The organism is Pseudomonas sp. TE21435 (genome assembly GCF_056279265.1).
Genome location: NZ_JBWBQZ010000001.1, coordinates 3,247,501 through 3,265,939, shown reverse-complemented (window position 1 = coordinate 3,265,939; position 18,439 = coordinate 3,247,501). Strand labels below are relative to the sequence as shown.

The following is an 18,439-nucleotide window of genomic DNA, read 5'->3' as shown; positions in this document are numbered from 1 at the left end:
TCAGGCTCCCATCAAGGCCTGGCCGCAGACCCGCAGGGCCTGGCCGTTGACCGCGCCGGAACCTGGCTGGCTGAGCCAGGCGATGGCCTCGGCGACATCCTGCGGCAAGCCGCCCTGGCCGAGTGAACTCAGGCGCCGGCCGGCCTCGCGCAGGCCCATGGGCATGGCCGCGGTCATGTGCGTCTCGATAAAGCCCGGTGCCACCGCGTTGATGCTGGCACCTTGTTCGGCCAGGCGCGGTGCCCAGGCCTGGGCGAAACCGATCAGCCCGGCCTTGCTGGCCGCGTAGTTGGACTGGCCGCGGTTGCCGGCGATGCCGCTGACCGAGGCGAGCAGGGTGATACGGGCGTCGCGCTGCAGCTTGCCTCCCTCGAACAGCGCCTGGGTCAGCACCTGCGGGGCCTTGAGGTTGACGGCCAGCACCGCGTCCCAGTATTCCGGGGTCATGTTGGCAAGGGTCTTGTCGCGGGTGATGCCGGCGTTGTGCACCACGATGTCCAGGCCTTGCGGCAAGGCTTCGAGCAACTGCGCGGCGGCATCGGCGGCGCAGATGTCCAGGGCCAGGGCACGGCCGCCCAGGCGCGCGGCGAGGGCGTCGAGGTCGCGCTGCGCCTGGGGCACGTCGAGCAAGGTCACTTCGGCGCCATCGCGGGCCAGGGTTTCGGCGATGGCAGCGCCGATACCGCGCGCGGCACCGGTGACCAGGGCGTGACGGCCGGCCAGCGGGCGGGTCCAGTCTTCGACCTGGGTGGCGCACGCCGACAGGCGCAGGACCTGCCCGGAAACGAACGCACTCTTGGGCGAGAGGAAGAAGCGCAGCGCGCCTTCGAGCTGGTCTTCGGCGCCGTCACCGACATACAAGAGGTTTGCCGTGGCGCCATTGCGCAACTCCTTGGCCAGCGAACGGCTGAAACCCTCCAGGGCGCGTTGGGCGACACTGGCTTGCGCATCGTCCAGGCTTTCCGGGGCGCGCCCCAGGATCATCACATGGGCACTGGGGGCCAGGCTGCGCAGCAAGGGCTGGAAGAATTCGCGCAACTGCTTGAGCGCATCGCTGTCGGACAAGTGACTGGCATCGAACACCACGGCCTTGATTTTCGGCCCCAGGCCCGCGACCCAGGCGGGGGCGTCGAGCGCTTCGGCGTCGAAGCCGTAGCAATCGGCGGTCAGGCGTGGGGCGATTGCCGCGACCTGGCTGGCCAGCGGGCCGCCACCGAGCACCAGCGCGCCCTCGATGGGGCGCAGGCGCCCGGCCTGCCAGCGCTCCAGCGGCACCGGGCGCGGCAGGCCGAGGGCATCGACGAGTTTGCGGCCAAGGGTGGAGTTGGCAAAGCCCAGATAGCGGTCGCTCATGTACGGTTCTCCCTGAAGGCAAGCATGCAAGTGTGGACCAACTTTGTGGCAGGGTCGTTCGAATAGCCGAAAAGAACCTAGTCTTAAGGCTCAAATTGTTTCAGGAGGAACAGGCATGCAGTCAATTCGCCGGGTCGCGATCCTGGGGGGCAACCGGATTCCCTTCGCCCGCTCCAATGGCGCCTACGCCAAGGCCAGCAACCAGGCGATGCTCACCGCCGCCCTCGAAGGCCTGGTGGAGCGTTACCGCCTGCATGGGCTGCGCCTGGGCGAGGTCGCGGCGGGGGCAGTGCTCAAGCACTCGCGTGACATGAACCTGACCCGCGAGTGCGTGCTCGGCTCGCGCTTGTCGCCGCAGACGCCGGCCTACGATATCCAGCAGGCCTGCGGCACCGGGCTGGAGGCGGCGTTGCTGGTGGCCAACAAGATCGCCCTGGGGCAGATCGACAGTGGCATCGCCGGCGGCGTCGACACTACCTCGGACGCCCCCATCGCCGTGAGCGAAGGGCTGCGCCAGATCCTGCTGCAGGCCAACCGTGGCAAGAGCCTTGGCGAGCGTCTCAAGCCTTTCCTCAAGTTGCGTCCGGGCCTGCTCAAACCCGAGCTGCCGCGCAACGGCGAGCCGCGCACGGGGCTGTCGATGGGCGAGCATTGCGAGCGCATGGCGCAGACCTGGCAGATCGAGCGTGGCGACCAGGATGCGCTGGCGCTGCTCAGCCATCAGCATCTGGCGGCGTCCTATCGTGAGGGATGGCACGACGACCTGCTCACGCCTTACCTGGGCTTGACCCGCGACAACAACCTGCGCGCCGACCTCACCCTGGAACAGCTGGCCAAGCTCAAGCCGGTGTTCGAGCGCAGCGGCCTCGGCACGCTCACCCCGGGCAACTCCACGCCGCTGACCGATGGTGCCTCGCTGGTGCTGCTCGGCAGCGAGGCCTGGGCTGAGGAACATGGCCTCAAGGTGCAGGCCTACTTGGTCGACGGCGAGGCGGCGGCGGTGGATTTCGTCCATGGCCAGGAGGGCCTGCTGATGGCGCCGGTGTACGCGGTGCCACGGCTGCTGGCACGCAACGGCCTGACCTTGCAGGACTTCGATTTCTACGAAATCCACGAAGCCTTTGCCGCCCAGGTGCTGTGCACTCTCAAGGCCTGGGAAGATGCCGACTACTGCCGCACACGGCTGGGGCTCGATGCGCCGCTCGGTGCGATTGACCGTACCAGGCTGAACGTGAAGGGCAGTTCGCTGGCTGCAGGGCACCCGTTCGCCGCGACGGGCGGGCGGATTCTGGCGAACATGGCCAAGCTGCTCAGCGAGCGGGGCAAGGGGCGCGGCCTGATCTCCATCTGCGCGGCGGGCGGACAGGGGGTGACGGCGATCATCGAGCGATAGGTTCGGCGTTGACTGCGATGGCTGATACCCTTGTCCGTCCCGAGACACCAGGCCCCATCATGTCGACTATCGGCCCGCGCCCCATCCCCACGCTGGACCACTTGCCCAGGCCGCTCTACGCCCGCGCCGAGAGCCTCGGCGCCGGCTCCTGGACCACCCGCCACCGCCACGACTGGGTGCAGTTCTCCTACGCCATCAGCGGGGTGCTTGGCGTGTACACCAGCGACGGCAGCTACTTCGCCCCGCCGCAATGGGGCGTGTGGATCCCGGCCGGCACCGAGCACGAGGTGGTGACCTCGATGCAGGCCGAGATGCGCAGCCTGTATGTGCGCAGCGATGCCTGCCCATGGTCACCCAGCGAATGCCGGGTGCTGGAGGTCACGCCGCTGGCGCGCGAGCTGATCAAGCAGTTCTGCACCTTCGCGGTGGCCTATCCGCAAGGCGACAGTGCCGAGGCGCGGCTGGTGGCGGTGTTGCTGGACCAACTGCGCACTCTGCCGCAGGTGGGCTTCTCGCTGCCGTTGCCGCGCCATCCGGGTTTGCTGGCGTTGTGCAACAGGCTGATCGCCGCGCCCGACCAGGTGCAGACCTTGCAGCAGTGGGCCGTGCAACTGGGGGTGTCGGAAAAGACCCTGATGCGCCTGTTCCAGCGCGAGACGGGGCTGAGCTTTCGCAACTGGCGCCAGCGCATGCGCCTGCTGACGTCGCTGGCGCTGCTGGAAGCGGGGGAGAGCGTCACCCAGGCGGCGCTGGGTTGCGGTTATGACTCGACCTCGGCCTACATTGCCGCGTTCAAGCAATTGTTCGGGGCGACGCCGGGAGAGCTTCGCCTGTAGCAGGTAAAAGGCCGGTCGGTGGGCAACCGCGCATCTACAAGAGCGCGCGTGCCCACCGACGGCGACTCAGGTCCTGAACCTGCGCACCAGCGCATCCAGCTCGTTGGACAGCCCGGCCAGGCTCTCGGAGTCCTGGCGCGCCGCCTGGGCCAGTTCCGCCACCAACTGGGCATCGCCATGGATCTGGCTGATGTGGCGGTTGATGTCCTCGGCCACCTGGTGCTGCTCCTCGGCGGCGGTGGCGATCTGGGTGTTCATGTCGCGGATGATGTCCACCGATTCGCGGATCTGGCCGAAGCTGTCGCGGGCCAGGCCGATGCGGCTGACCGACTGCTGCGACACCTCGATGCTGGCGTGCATCTGTTCGGCCACCTGGGCGGTGCGGCTGGCCAGGTTGCCGAGCAGGCCGTCGATCTCGGCGGTGGAGTCGGCAGTGCGCTTGGCCAGGGCACGGACTTCGTCGGCGACCACGGCAAAGCCGCGGCCCTGCTCACCGGCGCGGGCAGCCTCGATGGCGGCGTTGAGCGCCAGCAGGTTGGTCTGTTCGGCGATCGAGCGGATGGTGCCGAGGATCGACTGGATGGCATTGCTGTCACGCTCCAGTTGCTGGATCGACTGCGCCGACTGCTCGATTTCCTGGCTCAGTCGATCGACGCTCTGTACCGCCGCGTCGATCTGCTGCTGCCCTTCGCGGGCCTGCTGCTGGCCACTGTCGGCCGATTGCGCGGCCTGGCTGCAGGAACGGGCCACTTCGTTGGCGGTGGCGACCATCTCATGGAAGGCGGTGGAAACCATGTCCACCGCCTCGCGCTGGCGCCCGGCGGCTTCGGCCATGTCGCCGGAGACGCGGGTCGAGCTGTTGGAGGTGCTGAGGATCTTGCTTGCCGCACCACCGATGTGCTGGATCAGGCTGCGGATGGCGCCGAGGAACTGGTTGAACCAGCTGGCCAGCTGGGCGGTTTCGTCGCGGCCGCGGATCTCCAGGTTGCGGGTCAGGTCGCCTTCGCCCTGGGCGATGTCCTCCAGGCCGCTGGTGACACTGTTGATCGGGCGCACGATGAGCTTGGCGAACGCCGCGCCCACCACGGCGAACACGGCGGCCAGGATCAACGCGACGACGCCGATCAGCCAGGTAAGGCGGGTGGTGGTCTGCATCACTTCGTCTTGCTGGATCAGGCCGATGAAGGTCCAGCCGAGTTTCTCGTCGGGGTAGACGTTGGCCATGTAGCGCTCGCCGTTCAACTGTACTTCGGCCAGGCCCTTGCCGGCCTTGGCCAGCTCGGCGTAGCCGTCGCCCAGGCTGGCGAGCTGCTTGAAGTTGTGGCTGGCGTCGCGCGGGTCGACCATCACGTTGCCGTTGTTTTCCATGAGGATCAGGTAGCCGCTCTCGCCCAGTTTGATCTGCTTGACGATCTCGGTCAGGCCCTTGAGCGACACATCGATATTGACCACGCCGCCCGGGTTGCCCAGCGTGTTGGCCACGGCGCGCACGGTGCTGACCAGTACGGCGTCGTCGCCGGCCCAGTAGTAGGGTGCGGTACGCAGGGTCTTGCCGGGGTTGGCCATGGCCGCCTGGTACCAGGGGCGGGTACGCGGGTCGTAGTTGGCCATTTTCGGATCGCCCGGCCAGAACGCGTAGCCGCCGTCCTTCAGGCCGTAGGACACATAGGCGTAGTCCGGGTGGCTCTGGGCCAGGCGGCTGAACAGGTCGAACAGCGCCTTGTCCTGCTCGCCGGGGGCGATGTTGGCGGCATCGGCACTGATGTGCTTCTTGACGTTGTCAGCGCTGGCCGCCACCAAGGGTTGTGCGGCGAGGTAGTCGACGTTCTGGGTGATGCCCTGGAAGAAGATGTCCATGGCGTTGCCGACCTGGCGAATCTCCCGGCTGCTGTTGTCGAGGAAATCGTCGCGGGCTTCGCCGCGCAGGTTGAGCACCACCAGGGTGGCGACCAGGACGATGGGCAGGCCGGCGATGATGGCGAAGGCCCAGGTGAGTTTCTGCTTGATGTTCATCCACGCTCCCAGAGTTGTTCTTGTCGTTGCACGAGGCTGTAACAGTGCATCGGCAAAGCCTGGGTTTTATGTAGGCGAACTCCCGTATTTATTGGGTGAAAAGGCTATTCAAGGGGATATCGGTCGAGGCTGGCTAATATGGCATACCAAAAGGTGTCCGCAGGAACGGCATACTGCCGCTCCCGCAGACGATGCCCTCAGTGACAGCAGCCGCTGCCATTGGCCAGGTCCTTGAGGATCGGGCAGTCCGGGCGGTCATCGCCCTGGCAGTGGGCCACCAGCTCACCGAGGGTGTCGCGCAGGCTCACCAACTCCTCGATGCGCTGGTTCAGCGCGTCGATATGCTGCATGGCCAGGGCCTTCACGTCGGCGCTGGCGCGCTGGCGGTCCTGCCACAGGGTCAGCAGCTTGGCGACTTCGTCCAGGGAGAAGCCCAGGTCCCGCGAGCGCTTGATGAACGCAAGGCTGTGCAGGTCTTCCTGCTGGTACAGGCGATAGCCGCTTTCGCTGCGCGTGGCAGGGCGCAACAGGCCGATGGACTCGTAGTAACGGATCATCTTGGCGCTGAGCCCGCTGCGGCGGGCGGCCTGGCCGATGTTCATGGCGCCTCCTGGTCGATGGCGGTGGGTTTCCAGGTTTTCAGCCACAGGGCGTTGCTGACCACGCTGACGCTGGACAGGGCCATGGCGGCGCCGGCCAGTACCGGGTTGAGGTAACCGAGGGCGGCCAGGGGGATGCCGACCAGGTTGTAGATGAAGGCCCAGAACAGGTTCTGGCGGATCTTCGCATAGGTCTTGCGGCTGATGTCCAATGCCGCGGGCACCAGGCGCGGATCACCGCGCATCAGGGTGATGCCGGCGGCCTGCATGGCCACGTCGGTGCCGCCGCCCATGGCGATGCCGATATCGGCTGCGGCCAGTGCCGGGGCGTCGTTGATGCCGTCGCCGACCATGGCCACCACGCCTTCCTGTTTGAGCGCGGCGACTGTAGCTGCCTTGTCCGCCGGCAGCACTTCGGCATGCACGTCATCGATGCCCAAGGCGTCGGCCACCACCTTGGCGCTGCCACGGTTGTCGCCTGTCAGCAGGTGGCTGCTGATGCCACGCGCATGCAGCGCGTCGATGGCCGCGCCGGCGCCGGGCTTGAGGCTGTCGCCGAAGGCGAACAGGCCGAGCACGCGTGGCTGCTGGCCACGCTCTATCAACCAGGACAGCGTGCGGCCCTCGGCTTCCCAGGCCTGCGCACTGTTGGCCAGGTCGCCCGGCGGCAGTCCGTTTTCGTCGAGCAGGCGACGGTTGCCCAGGGCCAGTTCACGGCCATCTACCTGGCCGGCGATGCCGCGACCGGTGAGCGACTGGCTGGCAGCGACCTGCGGCACGTGCAGGCCTTGCTCGGCGCAGGCGTCGAGTACCGCCTTGGCCAATGGGTGCTCGCTGCCGCGTTGCAGGGCACCGGCCAGGCGCAGCAACTCGCCGTTGTCGCCGCTGCTGGCCCGGCTGTGGACGATGCGCGGGCTGCCCGAGGTGAGCGTGCCGGTCTTGTCGAACACCACGCTGTTCACCGCATGGGCACGCTCCAGTGCTTCGGCGTCCTTGATCAGGATGCCGTGGCGGGCGGCGACGCCGGTGCCGGCCATGATCGCGGCGGGCGTGGCCAGGCCGAGGGCGCATGGGCAGGCGATCACCAGCACGGCGACGGCATTGATCAGGGCGGTTTCCAGCGGCGCGCCGGCCAGCCACCAGCCGACCAGGGTGATCAGCGCCAGCACCAGTACTGCTGGCACGAATACCTGGCTGACCCGGTCGACCAGTTTCTGGATAGGCGCCTTGGCCGCCTGGGCGTCCTCGACCAGGCGGATGATGCGGGCGAGCACGGTCTCGGCGCCCAAGGCCTGGGTTTTTACCAGCAGCCGGCCTTCGCCGTTGATGGCTCCACCGGTTACCGAGTCGCCAAGCGCCTTGGGCACGGGCAGGCTTTCGCCGCTGATCAGCGCTTCATCGGCATGGCTGCTGCCTTCGAGCACTTCACCATCGACCGGGAAGCGCTCGCCGGGTTTGACCAGCACCCGGTCGCCCAGGCGCAACTGACTGATCGCCACCTCTTCCTCGCGCCCCTCGATGACCCGCACCGCCCGTTCCGGGCGCAGCGCCTCCAGCGCCCGGATGGCACTGGCGGTCTGGCGCTTGGCACGGCTTTCCAGGTACTTGCCCAGCAGCACCAGGGCGATGACCACCGCCGAGGCTTCGAAATACAGGTGCGGTTCCATGCCGCTGTGGGCGTTGGCCCATTGGTACAGGCTCAGGCCGTAGCCGGCGCTGGTGCCCAGGGCGACCAGCAGGTCCATGTTGCCGGCACCGGCGCGCACGGCCTTCCAGGCAGCGACATAGAAGCGTGCGCCGAGGATGAACTGCACCGGCGTGGCCAGCAGGAACTGCGCCCAGGCCGGCAGCATCCAGTGCACCCCAAAGGGTTGCGCCAGCATCGGCAGTACCAATGGCAGGGCCAGCAGCAGGGCGGCGCCGACCGCCAGGCGTTCGTTGCGCAGGCGGCGTTGGGCCTGGGCCTGGTCATCGTCGGCGGTGCGCGGCAGGCTGGCGCTGTAGCCGGCCTTTTCCACTGCGGCGATCAAAACACCGTCATCGACGGCTTGCAGGACTTCGAGGTGGGCGCGTTCGCTGGCCAGGTTGACGCTGACCTGCTCGACCCCTGGCAGCTTGTCCAGAGCACGCTCGACACGGCCGGCGCAGCTGGCGCAGGTCATGCCGCCGATCTGCAGTTCGAGGGTACGGGTGGGGACGCTGTAACCGGCGTCGCGCACCGCGCCGACCAATGCCGGCAGGCTGTCGGCCGGCGCCTGGACACGGGCCTGCTCGGTGGCCAGGTTGACGCTGACATGTTCGGTGCCGGTGACCTTGCGCAGGGCGCGTTCGACCCGACCTGCGCAACTGGCGCAGGTCATGCCGCTGATCGGCAGGTCGAAGGTGGTGGATGCGGGCATGGCTCTCTCCTCCGTGGATAGGCCTTCAGCATCAACCTTGCCATGCGGGCAAGGTCAATAGCCCAGGTTGGCTTGCCTCAATTCCAGGCCCTTGTGCCCTGTGGCGATGCGGTACTTCTTGATCTGGCCCGCCTGCAACATCAGGCGCGTGCTGCGCTGGTCCTCGATACCCGGGGCGCAGCCGGGCATCTGTCCGGGGAGCAGGCGCAAGCGTACATCGACAGGGCCCGGTGGCAGGTTGAACGAGGTCGATTGCTCCTGGAACAGCCGGCCGGCCAACTGATCGTTGAGGTAGATACCGATCTCGCAACTGCTGGCCACTTCCAGGCGTTCCCGGGAAATCATCAGCACGCTGTAGTCCGAGTTGCCTTCGGCGCTGGCCGGTGGCACCACGGCCAGCGCGCCCAGCAGTCCGACTAGGCTCATTGCTGCCCTGATCATGAAGAATCTCCTGCTTGCCAAAATCGTCAAAGGCGCAGCTTGGCCGAGCCGCGCAAGGATTTCCAGCCCGGCCGTTTGACGCGGAACTTGACCTTGCCCCGATGGCAAGGCTGAAAGTGGACAAAACCCACAAGGAGGCAACCCCTATGCAAGTGTTCAATGTACAAGGCATGACCTGTGGCCATTGCGTGAAAGGCGTGACCCGTGCGGTGCAGGAGCAGGACGCCGCGGCGCGAGTGGAAGTGGACCTGGCGGCGAAGCAGGTGCGGGTGGACAGTGCGCTGGCGGCGGATCAGATCCTGGCGGCGATTCGTGAAGAGGGATATCAGGCCGAGGTGGCCTGAACGGCTGGATTGTCCAGCTAAAGCATTTCTGTAGAAGCGGGCTGCCCGGGCAAGTCCGCGTCTACAGAAATGCAGGCCAATTATTACAAAGGTTTTCAACGCCCAATGATCCAGTGCAGGTAGACTAACCGACTTGCTTAGCCTGCTATGGATTCTCCATGAACCTGCGAACCTTGCTGATTCTCGGCGCCCTCAGTGCGTTCGGGCCTTTGGCGATCGACTTCTATCTGCCAGCCTTCCCGGCCATGGCGCATGCCTTCGCCACCGACGAAAAGCATGTGCAGACGACCCTGGCCGCCTATTTCCTCGGCCTGTCCCTGGGCCAGCTCGCCTACGGGCCAGTGGCCGACCGTTTCGGCCGGCGTATTCCGCTGCTTTTTGGGGTTGGCTTGTTCACCATCGCCTCCCTGGCCTGTGCCTATGCACCCAACCTCGACAGTTTGATCGTGGCGCGCTTCGTCCAGGCCCTGGGTGGCTGCGCCGGCATGGTGCTGTCGCGGGCGATCGTCAGTGACAAGTGCGACGCGGTGGCCTCGGCCAAGGTGTTTTCGCAATTGATGTTGGTGATGGGCCTGGCACCGATTCTCGCGCCGATGCTCGGTGGCGTGCTGGTCAATGTGTCTGGTTGGCAGTCGATTTTCCTCGCCCTGAGCCTGTTCAGCGCGGCCTGCCTGGTGGCCGTCGGCCTGGGACTGCCGGAGAGCCTGCCGGCACATGTGCCGCGCCAGCCCTTGTCGGGGGCGCTGCGCCAGTACCTGCGGCTGTTCGGTGACCGGGTGTTTGTCGGCCATGCGTTGACCGGCGGCATCGCCATTGCCGGGATGTTCGCCTACATCGCCGGTTCACCGTTCGTGTTCATCAAGTTGTACGGGGTGCCCGCCGAGCACTATGGCTGGTTGTTCGGCACCAACGCCGCAGGCTTCATCCTGATGGCCCAGGTCAATGCGCGTCTGCTGGCCAAGCGTGGCCCGGCGTTCCTGCTGGCGCGGGCAGTGTGGCTGTACCTGGTGGCGGCGCTGGCGCTGCTGGTGGTCGCGGCGCTGCGCCCAGCGCAGTTGTGGCCGTTGCTGGTGCCGTTGTTCGTATGCATCGCCAGCCTTGGTTGCATCATCCCCAACGCCTCGGCCTGCGCCATGAGCGGGCAGGGCACGCGGGCAGGCAGCGCCTCGGCGCTGATGGGCTGCCTGCAGTTCAGCGTCGCCGCGGGTGCGGCAGCGCTGGTCGGGGTGCTGCACGATGGCAGCGCGGTGCCCATGGCGCTGGTGATCAGCCTGTGTGGCGCGCTGGTGGTCAGTGTCGCAATGTTGACCCGGCGGCTGCAGGCCAGCCGGCCTGCGTGAGCGGGTGGGGCGCGTTCAGGCGCGCCTCGAGCAGGGCGACGAATGACCGCGCCTCGGCCTCGTTGCGGAAACTCACCACATGCTGATCGAGCTGGACTTGCCAGGGGCAAGCGGGATTTCGGTTCGACGCACTGACGACAATCTTCATCGCGATCCACCTCCAGTGAGCGGGAGCGGAACTAGTGTAGCGCCGCCCCCGCCGCTCGCCATGGCCAGGATCAGTCCCCTGACTGACGGTCATGGTGGCCTGAAGTAGGGAGACCTTCTGTTTTGCAGGGCAGAAGTTTTCACCGTGCCTATCGGACTTTTCTAGCTTCTTGATAATCGCTATCAGCCACGTTCCTGGCGCAGCCACAGTAGAACGGGGGCATCAGCCGTGTCTGCGGCGTAGCGCACTGACAGACGCATCTTTCAGAACGGTGCTCGGGGGACCAACGCCGACCCATTCCGGGCATACCCCCCTCAAGGCGAGCCCCCTCCAGCGGCTTATACTGCCTCAGGCGCCCAATGCCAGCGTGAGATCCTTCCTGGCCTGGCGCTGACCATCCGGCACACGAACAATCCCGTGCTTGCCCGCACAGGCGGCAGGGCGTCAGCGGTTGTCGCCGCCAGACGAGATACATCAGGGAGCTTCAGTTTCATGACCGCAGTCCGCAGCATCAGTCAGGTTGCCAGCCTGATGGCCGAACCCAAGCGCAGCGCCATGTTGTGGGCGTTGATCGATGGCACCCCGCGTGCGGCGGACGAGCTTGCCGTGATCACCGGCCTGAGCACTTCGTCGGCCTGCGCGCACCTGTCGCTGCTGTCCAGTGCCGGCTTGCTCAGGCAGGAGGCGCGTGGGCGCAAACGCTTCTTCCGCCTGGCAACGCCGGAAGTCGGCACCGCGGTGGAGGCCCTTGCCAGCGTCCAGTTGGCCAGCCGCTCAGCCGTGGGGCAGGGCACCTCGCTGCAAATCCCCCTGTCAATGCGCAAGGCGCGCCTGTGCGGCGACCATCTGGGCGGCGAGGTGGCTGCCGCGTTGCTGCATCGGCTGCATGTAGCGGGTTGGTTGGAGGGCAGCGAACAGCAACTGGCCGTGAGCCAGGAGGGCAAGGGGCAACTGGAGGCGCTGGGGGTGTTCATCGACGCACTGGCCGCCGCCGACCGGCGTGGCTGCGTGATCTGCCACTGCAGCAAGTGGAACGACCAGGGCCCGCACCTGGGCGGTTGCCTGGGCAAGGCGTTGCTCAGGTTGTTCACCCAGTCGGGCTGGGTGCGTGAGCAGGAGGGCAGCCGGGCGGTACACCTTACACCGCTCGGCCAGCAGCAGATCAACGCGATCGCCTGCCTGCCCTCGCGCCAGGCCGGTTAGCGCACCAGGCGTGCGTCCAGGCTGTTCTGCGCCAGGCGGCGCGCCTGGTCCTGGGTCATGCCCAGGTGCTGGTGCAGGGCATGGAAGTTTTCGGTGACGTAGCCGCCGAAGTAGGCCGGGTCATCGGAGTTGACCGTGACCTTCACGCCACGCTCGAGCATGTCGAGGATATTGTGCTGGCTCATGTGGTCGAACACGCACAGCTTGGTGTTGGACAGCGGGCAGACAGTCAGCGGGATCTGCTCGTCGATGATGCGCTGCATCAGGCGTTCGTCCTCGATGGCGCGCACGCCGTGGTCGATACGCTGGATCTTGAGCAGGTCGAGTGCCTCCCAGATGTATTCGGGCGGGCCTTCCTCGCCGGCATGGGCCACGGTCAGGAAGCCTTCGCTGCGGGCGCGGTCGAAGACGCGCTGGAACTTGCTGGGCGGATGGCCTTTTTCCGAGCTGTCCAGGCCTACGGCGACGAACGCCTCACGGAAGGGCAGGGCCTGGTCGAGGGTCTGTTGCGCCTCGTCCTCGCTCAGGTGGCGCAGGAAGCTGAGGATCAAACCACTGGAGATGCCCAGCTGTTCACGGCCATCCTTGAGTGCGCCGGTGATGCCATTGAGCACCACCTCGAACGGGATGCCCCGGTCGGTGTGGGTCTGGGGGTCGAAGAACGGCTCGGTGTGGATAACGTTCTGCGCCTTGCAGCGTTGCAGGTAAGCCCAGGTCAGGTCGTAGAAATCCTGCTCGGTACGCAGGACGCCAGCGCCCTGGTAGTAGAGGTCGAGGAATTCCTGCAGGTTGTTGAAGGCATAGGCGCCGCGCAGGGTTTCGACATCGGCCCAGGGCAGCGCAACCTTGTTGCGCTCGGCCAGGGCGAACAGCAGTTCGGGCTCCAGCGAGCCCTCCAGGTGCATGTGCAGTTCCGCCTTGGGCAAGGCGTTCAGCCAGTCATACATGTGTGCAATCTCGATCAGGTACGGTTGGCCGCCATTCTACAGGGCCTGGCCGGGCAATGCGCCCACCCAGGCCCGCAAGGCCCTGGATCACCAGGTGAGCGGCTCGCCCTTGTAGTTGATGAAGCGCAGGCCGCCGTTGCCGCTCTGCGCCTTGATCTGCTCGAGCATGCCACGGGTGCTGGTGAGCACGTCGATCTCGGCATTCTCGCCGCCCATGTCGGTCTTCACCCAGCCCGGGTGCATGGCCAGCACGGCAAGGTCGGGGCGCTGCAGCTCGACCACGAAGCTGTTGATCATCGAGTTGAGGGCGGCCTTGCTGGCCTTGTACAGGCAGATCTCACCGCCGTCGGGGATGGTCACGCTACCCAGGATCGAGCTCATGAACGCCAGCACGCCGCTGTCTTTGCGGATGAGTTCGGCCAGGCGCCGGGCCACGCGGATCGGCGCCACGGCGTTGGTCATGAACAGCTCGCCAATCTGCTGTACCTGCACGCTTTCCAGGTCCTGCGGCAGCGGGCCCATCACGCCGGCGTTGACGAACACCAGGTCGAACACTTCACCCTGCAGGCGCTGCTTGAGCCCGTCGAGCTGGGCGGTGTCGTTCATCTCCAGGCGCTCGATACGCACACCGGAAACCTCGCGCAGAGCGCCTGGCTGTTGCGGGTCGCGCACGGTGGCGACGACATTCCAGCCGTCTTCCTGCAGGCGTTGCACCAGCCCCAGGCCAAGGCCTCGGGAGGCGCCGATGATCAGGGCGTTCTTGTTTGCGGTCATTGCGATACTCCATATCAAAGGCTGGGCGAGCGCTGTTGTGCATAGTTTCGCTCGCCGCGCGACAACGGGGTGATTGCCCTCCACCGGGAAAGGCCTGGGTGACGAGCATAAACCAGGTGCCTGGCGCTTGCCTTGTGGAGGCTGATCAAAAAACGATCGATTGCCTGGAAAGCCTGTGGGGGCTGGGCCTGGCGCTGTAGTTCACGGGTTATCCACAAGCCGCTCCACAGTAATTGTGTGCAAGCGCAGCGGGCCTGAAAATGGTGGTTTGGGGGCGGGTTTACATTGAAAGCTGGGGATAACTCACAGTCTTTCAGTCACTTGTGCCAGTGTCACACAAATGTGATCAAAATATGCTCAATGCTTCGCAGGCCTTGTCGCATAAGGCCTGTATCAGCTTGCCCCAAGCTTATCCACAGGCAGGCCCACAGCAGTTGTGGGCAATGTTCACTCTCTTTCCAGCAGAATGCGCCCGCGGCTCAGGTCGGCGAGTTGCTGCTGCAGTGACGCGAGGTGGATCTCACCCAGGGCGATGCGCAGGTCGACGCCGTTAGCGGTGAACTGCTCATCCAGCACCACGCCGTCCACCTCAGCCAGGCGCAGCTTGAGCAGCGCCAGTTCGCTGAAGGTGCAACTGCAACTGAACGCGCTGCGCTGCACCAGCACACGCTTGGGTGCCTGCTGCAGGCATTTGTTGGCGCCGCCGCCGTAGGCCCGGGCCAGTCCACCGGTGCCCAGCTGGATGCCGCCGTACCAGCGGATCACCAACACCACCACCTGGTCGCAGTCCTGGGCTTCGATGGCGGCGAGGATCGGTCGCCCGGCCGTGCCGCCCGGTTCGCCGTCATCGCTGCTGCGGTACTGGGCGCCGAGCTTCCAGGCCCAGCAGTTGTGGGTGGCCGCCAGGTCGCTGTGGCGTTCGATGAAGGCCATGGCCTCGGCGGGGCTGTCGATCGGGCCGGCGAGGGTGATGAAGCGGCTCTTGCGGATTTCTTCGCGCAATTCGCAGAGCTCGAGCAGGGTAGAAGGCATAAGTCCGGGTCAGGCAGGCGTGCTGATGCCGCAGCCTTTGAGAATGATGTGGATAAGATTGTTGCTGGCGTCTTCCATGTCCTGCTTGGTCAGGCGGCTGCGGCCGGTGACCTGGCAGATCTGGGTGGCGAAGTCGGCGTAGTGCTGGGTGCTGCCCCAGAGCAGGAAGATCAGGTGCACCGGATCTACCTGGTCCATCTTGCCGGCGTCCATCCAGGCCTGGAACACCGCGGCGCGGCCACGGAACCATTCGCGGTAGTCGGCGCTGAAGTACTCGCTCAGGCACTCGCCGCCGCTGATCACTTCCATGGCGAAGATCCGCGAGGCCTGCGGGTTGCGCCGGGAGAACTCCATCTTGGTGCGGATGTACTGGCTGAGCGCCTCGGCCGGGTCGTCCTCCACGCTCAGGGCGTTGAAGGTGCTGTCCCACAGTTCGATGATGTTGCTCAGCACCGCGATGTACAGGCCCAGCTTGTTGGTGAAGTAATAATGCAGGTTGGCCTTGGGCAGCCCGGCCTTGAGCGCGATGGTGTTCATGCTCGTGCCCTTGTAGCCGTGGCGGGCGAACTCGTCCTCGGCGGCCTGGATGATGGCCTGTTCGTTCTTCTGGCGGATGCGGCCGGCGGGCTTGCCCGAGGTGGGGGAGCGATGCGCAGGGACTTCTAGGGTCATGGACGATTCCGGGCGGGTCGTTACGGATGTCCGACAGATTACCTGCCTGTGGCGAAGTGACAAGCATTAGCGTCAGGGACAGGCATCAGCGTGTCGCAGCCAGGCTCTCGAGGAAGCTTTCCAGCACCAGGTTCGGCCGCCGGCCCTTGCGCGTCACCCAGCTCAGGCCCAGGTCATAGAAACGCTGGGCAGGTTTCAGCGCCCGCAGGCGCCCCTGCTGCACCCAGAAGCTGGCGTAGTGGTCGGGCAGGTAGCCGATGTAGCGGCCCGTCAGGATCAGGAAGGCCATGCCTTCGCGGTCCGAGGCGCTGGCGGTGCAGTGCAGGGCCTGGTAGTGCGCCTGGATGTCGGCGGGCAGGCGGAAGGTCGGGGCGATCGCGTCCTGGGCGTTGAGGCGATCGTCATCGATCTGCAGGTCGTCGGCGTAGAACAGCGGGTGGCCGACCGCGCAGTAGAGCAGCGAGCGTTCACTGTACAGCGGTTGGTATTCAAGTCCCGACAGCGGGCTGGTCTGCGGTACCACGCCCACATGCAGGCTGCCGTCGAGCACGCCCTGCTCGACCTGGCTGGGGGCGATCATGCGGATCTGGATGCGCACATCGGGGCCGCGGTCCTTGAGTTCGGCCAGAGCGTGGGTGATGCGCATGTGCGGCAGGGTCACCAGGTTGTCGGTGAGGCCGATGTTCAGCTCACCGCGCAGGTGCTGGTGCAGGCCATTGACCTCGGTGCGGAACGACTCCAGGGCGCTGAGCAGTTGCAGCGCCGAGTGGTAGACCTCGCGCCCCTCCTCAGTCAGCGAAAAACCCGCCCGGCCGCGTTGGCACAGGCGCAGCCCCAGGCGTTGCTCGAGGTCGTTCATCTGCTGGCTGATGGCCGAGCGGCCGATGCCCAGGACGTTTTCCGCCGCTGAAAAGCCGCCGCACTCGACCACGCTGCGGTAGATCTTCAATAGGCGAATGTCAAAATCGCTGACCTGGGCGAGGGGATCGGGGCGTCGGCTCATTAGTTTAGTTATCCGCTGACTGAAGGTTAGAAAAGCTGGGTTTTTCGAACTTTATCGCCGTGACAACTTAGCTGCAACAACACCCATCGTTGCCTAATCGTCTTTCGAGGAACTGCCCGATGAACATGCCCGAATCCGCTCAAGCCGGCCTGGCCAGCCAGCTCAAGCTGGACGCTCACTGGATGCCGTACACCGCCAACCGCAACTTCCAGCGCGACCCGCGGCTGATCGTGGCGGCCGAAGGCAACTACCTGGTCGACGACAAGGGCCGCAAGGTGTTCGACGCCCTGTCGGGCCTGTGGACCTGCGGCGCCGGGCATACCCGCAAGGAGATCAGCGAGGCAGTGGCTCGCCAGGTCGCCACCCTCGACTACTCGCCGGCCTTCCAGTTCGGCCATCCGCTGTCGTTCCAGCTGGCCGAGAAGATCGCCAACCTGGTGCCGGGCGACCTGAACCACGTGTTCTTCACCAACTCCGGCTCCGAGTGCGCCGACACCGCGCTGAAAATGGTTCGTGCCTACTGGCGCCTGAAAGGCCAGGCCACCAAGACCAAGATCATCGGCCGTGCCCGTGGCTATCACGGGGTCAACATCGCCGGCACCAGCCTGGGTGGCGTCAACGGCAACCGCAAGCTGTTCGGTCAGTTGCTGGACGTCGACCACCTGCCTCACACCGTGCTGCCGGCCAACGTGTTCAGCAAGGGCATGCCGGAAGAGGGCGGTATCGCCCTGGCCGACGAGATGCTCAAGCTGATCGAGCTGCATGACGCCTCGAACATCGCCGCGGTGATCGTCGAGCCGCTGGCTGGTTCCGCCGGTGTGCTGCCGCCGCCGAAGGGCTACCTCAAGCGCCTGCGCGAGATCTGCAGCCAGCACAACATCCTGCTGATCTTCGACGAAGTGATCACCGGCTTCGGCCGCATGGGCGCCATGACCGGTGCTGAAGCCTTCGGCGTGACCCCGGACCTGATGTGCATCGCCAAGCAGGTCACCAACGGCGCCATCCCGATGGGCGCGGTGATCGCCACCGGCGAGATCTACCAGACCTTCATGAACCAGCCGACGCCCGAGTACGCGGTGGAATTCCCCCACGGCTACACCTATTCGGCGCATCCTGTCGCCTGCGCCGCCGGCATCGCCGCGCTGGACCTGCTGCAGAAGGAAAACCTGGTGCAGTCCGCCGCCGAGCTGGCGCCGCACTTCGAGAAGCTGCTGCACGGCGTCAAGGGCACCAAGAACGTCGTCGACATCCGCAACTACGGCCTGGCCGGCGCGATCCAGATCGCCGCGCGCGATGGCGATGCCATCGTTCGTCCGTACGAGGCGGCCATGAAGCTGTGGCAAGCCGGCTTCTATGTACGCTTCGGTGGCGACACCCTGCAATTTGGGCCGACCTTCAACACCCAGCCACAAGAGCTGGACCGTCTGTTCGACGCCGTGGGCGAAGCCCTGAACAAGGTCGACTGATTTTTCCGATTTTGACGTCGGGCGTGTGAGTACCACGCGCCTGTCTCTACCTTCTTTATCTGGAGTTATGCATGAGCATTGTTCAGCACCTGATCCACGGCGAGCTGGTCAGCAAGGGCGAGCGCACCGCCGATGTCTTCAACCCGTCGACCGGCCAGGCCGTGCGCAAGGTCGAGCTGGCCAGCCGCGCCACCATCCAGCAGGCCATCGATTCGGCCAAGGCCGCCTTCCCGGCCTGGCGCAATACCCCGCCAGCCAAGCGCGCCCAGGTGATGTTCCGCTTCAAGCAGCTGCTTGAGCAGAACGAAGCGAAAATCTCGCAGATGATCAGCGAGGAACACGGCAAGACCGTGGAGGACGCTGCGGGCGAACTCAAGCGTGGCATCGAGAACGTCGAGTTCGCCTGCGCCGCCCCGGAGCTGCTCAAGGGTGAGTACAGCCGCAACGTCGGCCCGAACATCGACGCCTGGTCCGAT

17 protein-coding genes and 1 pseudogene (1 of these 18 cut by a window edge) are annotated in these 18,439 nt (G+C 65.8%); 7 read left to right on the top strand and 11 right to left on the bottom strand.

Annotated elements, in window-relative coordinates:
* Nucleotides 1–1,353 (bottom strand): 3-oxoacyl-ACP reductase, encoded by a 1,353-nt coding sequence (locus tag ACZ9C1_RS14725; RefSeq protein WP_102684818.1) that lies wholly within the window; start codon nt 1,351–1,353, stop codon nt 1–3.
* A 115-nt stretch (nt 1,354–1,468) separates the two neighbouring features.
* Here ACZ9C1_RS14725 and ACZ9C1_RS14720 point away from each other — a divergent pair, with 115 nt between their 5' ends.
* Together ACZ9C1_RS14720 and ACZ9C1_RS14715 are read left to right on the top strand one after the other, a co-directional pair.
* Nucleotides 1,469–2,746, top strand: a complete 1,278-nt coding sequence (locus ACZ9C1_RS14720; RefSeq protein WP_046854143.1) for an acetyl-CoA C-acetyltransferase — start codon at nt 1,469–1,471, stop codon at nt 2,744–2,746.
* A 59-nt stretch (nt 2,747–2,805) separates the two neighbouring features.
* Nucleotides 2,806–3,582, top strand: coding sequence for an AraC family transcriptional regulator (locus ACZ9C1_RS14715; RefSeq protein ID WP_102684820.1), 777 nt, complete (start codon nt 2,806–2,808; stop codon nt 3,580–3,582).
* A 66-nt stretch (nt 3,583–3,648) separates the two neighbouring features.
* Here ACZ9C1_RS14715 and ACZ9C1_RS14710 read toward each other — a convergent pair whose 3' ends face one another.
* The 5 genes and pseudogenes from ACZ9C1_RS14710 to ACZ9C1_RS14690 all read right to left on the bottom strand — a co-directional run bounded on the left by ACZ9C1_RS14710 (nt 3,649) and on the right by ACZ9C1_RS14690 (nt 9,034).
* Nucleotides 3,649–4,377, bottom strand: a complete 729-nt coding sequence (locus tag ACZ9C1_RS14710; RefSeq protein WP_476254577.1) for a methyl-accepting chemotaxis protein — start codon at nt 4,375–4,377, stop codon at nt 3,649–3,651.
* 129 nt (nt 4,378–4,506) lie between these two features.
* Nucleotides 4,507–5,439 (bottom strand): annotated as a pseudogene (locus tag ACZ9C1_RS14705) (HAMP domain-containing protein); the annotation flags it as partial.
* 353 nt (nt 5,440–5,792) lie between these two features.
* On the bottom strand, nt 5,793–6,197 hold the full coding sequence (gene cueR / locus ACZ9C1_RS14700; protein ID WP_023631307.1) for a Cu(I)-responsive transcriptional regulator: 405 nt from the start codon (nt 6,195–6,197) through the stop codon (nt 5,793–5,795).
* Complete coding sequence (locus ACZ9C1_RS14695) at nt 6,194–8,593, bottom strand: heavy metal translocating P-type ATPase (protein WP_476254115.1); 2,400 nt, start codon at nt 8,591–8,593, stop codon at nt 6,194–6,196. Before ACZ9C1_RS14695 ends, cueR begins: the two co-directional genes overlap by 4 nt.
* A gap of 54 nt (nt 8,594–8,647) precedes the next feature.
* Nucleotides 8,648–9,034, bottom strand: coding sequence for a hypothetical protein (locus tag ACZ9C1_RS14690; protein WP_102690719.1), 387 nt, complete (start codon nt 9,032–9,034; stop codon nt 8,648–8,650).
* Nucleotides 9,035–9,180: 146 nt separating this feature from the next.
* Between ACZ9C1_RS14690 and ACZ9C1_RS14685 the strand changes: the two genes are divergently transcribed.
* From ACZ9C1_RS14685 to ACZ9C1_RS14675, 3 genes are all read left to right on the top strand, one after another.
* Complete coding sequence (locus tag ACZ9C1_RS14685; protein WP_023632213.1) at nt 9,181–9,378, top strand: heavy-metal-associated domain-containing protein; 198 nt, start codon at nt 9,181–9,183, stop codon at nt 9,376–9,378.
* 158 nt (nt 9,379–9,536) lie between these two features.
* Nucleotides 9,537–10,718, top strand: coding sequence for a multidrug effflux MFS transporter (locus tag ACZ9C1_RS14680; protein ID WP_139668455.1), 1,182 nt, complete (start codon nt 9,537–9,539; stop codon nt 10,716–10,718).
* A gap of 640 nt (nt 10,719–11,358) precedes the next feature.
* Nucleotides 11,359–12,069: an ArsR/SmtB family transcription factor gene (locus tag ACZ9C1_RS14675; protein WP_102684826.1), complete on the top strand. Its 711-nt coding sequence runs from the start codon at nt 11,359–11,361 to the stop codon at nt 12,067–12,069.
* Here ACZ9C1_RS14675 and ACZ9C1_RS14670 read toward each other — a convergent pair.
* The 5 genes from ACZ9C1_RS14670 to ACZ9C1_RS14650 all read right to left on the bottom strand — a co-directional run bounded on the left by ACZ9C1_RS14670 (nt 12,066) and on the right by ACZ9C1_RS14650 (nt 16,497).
* Nucleotides 12,066–13,016: an adenosine deaminase gene (locus tag ACZ9C1_RS14670; protein WP_139668457.1), complete on the bottom strand. Its 951-nt coding sequence runs from the start codon at nt 13,014–13,016 to the stop codon at nt 12,066–12,068. The genes ACZ9C1_RS14675 and ACZ9C1_RS14670 overlap by 4 nt on opposite strands.
* 87 nt (nt 13,017–13,103) lie before the next feature.
* Nucleotides 13,104–13,790 carry an SDR family oxidoreductase gene (locus ACZ9C1_RS14665; RefSeq protein ID WP_111533376.1) on the bottom strand — a complete coding sequence of 229 codons (687 nt, stop codon included), beginning with the start codon at nt 13,788–13,790 and terminating at the stop codon, nt 13,104–13,106.
* 447 nt (nt 13,791–14,237) lie between these two features.
* Nucleotides 14,238–14,822, bottom strand: a complete 585-nt coding sequence (locus ACZ9C1_RS14660; protein WP_111533378.1) for an IMPACT family protein — start codon at nt 14,820–14,822, stop codon at nt 14,238–14,240.
* Between the two features lie 9 nt (nt 14,823–14,831).
* The gene (locus tag ACZ9C1_RS14655) at nt 14,832–15,494 is read right to left on the bottom strand and encodes a TetR/AcrR family transcriptional regulator (protein WP_102684830.1); all 663 of its coding nucleotides are present in this window, start codon (nt 15,492–15,494) and stop codon (nt 14,832–14,834) included.
* A gap of 85 nt (nt 15,495–15,579) precedes the next feature.
* On the bottom strand, nt 15,580–16,497 hold the full coding sequence (locus ACZ9C1_RS14650; RefSeq protein ID WP_102684831.1) for a LysR family transcriptional regulator: 918 nt from the start codon (nt 16,495–16,497) through the stop codon (nt 15,580–15,582).
* A gap of 119 nt (nt 16,498–16,616) precedes the next feature.
* Between ACZ9C1_RS14650 and aptA the strand changes: the two genes are divergently transcribed.
* Nucleotides 16,617–17,963, top strand: coding sequence for an omega-aminotransferase AptA (gene aptA / locus ACZ9C1_RS14645; RefSeq protein WP_046854153.1), 1,347 nt, complete (start codon nt 16,617–16,619; stop codon nt 17,961–17,963).
* 71 nt (nt 17,964–18,034) lie between these two features.
* Nucleotides 18,035–18,439, top strand: partial view of a CoA-acylating methylmalonate-semialdehyde dehydrogenase gene (locus ACZ9C1_RS14640; RefSeq protein ID WP_102684832.1) — the 5' portion only. Its footprint extends 1,089 nt past the window's final position; only the first 405 of its 1,494 coding nucleotides appear in the window; the start codon lies at nt 18,035–18,037; its stop codon lies beyond the right edge, outside the window.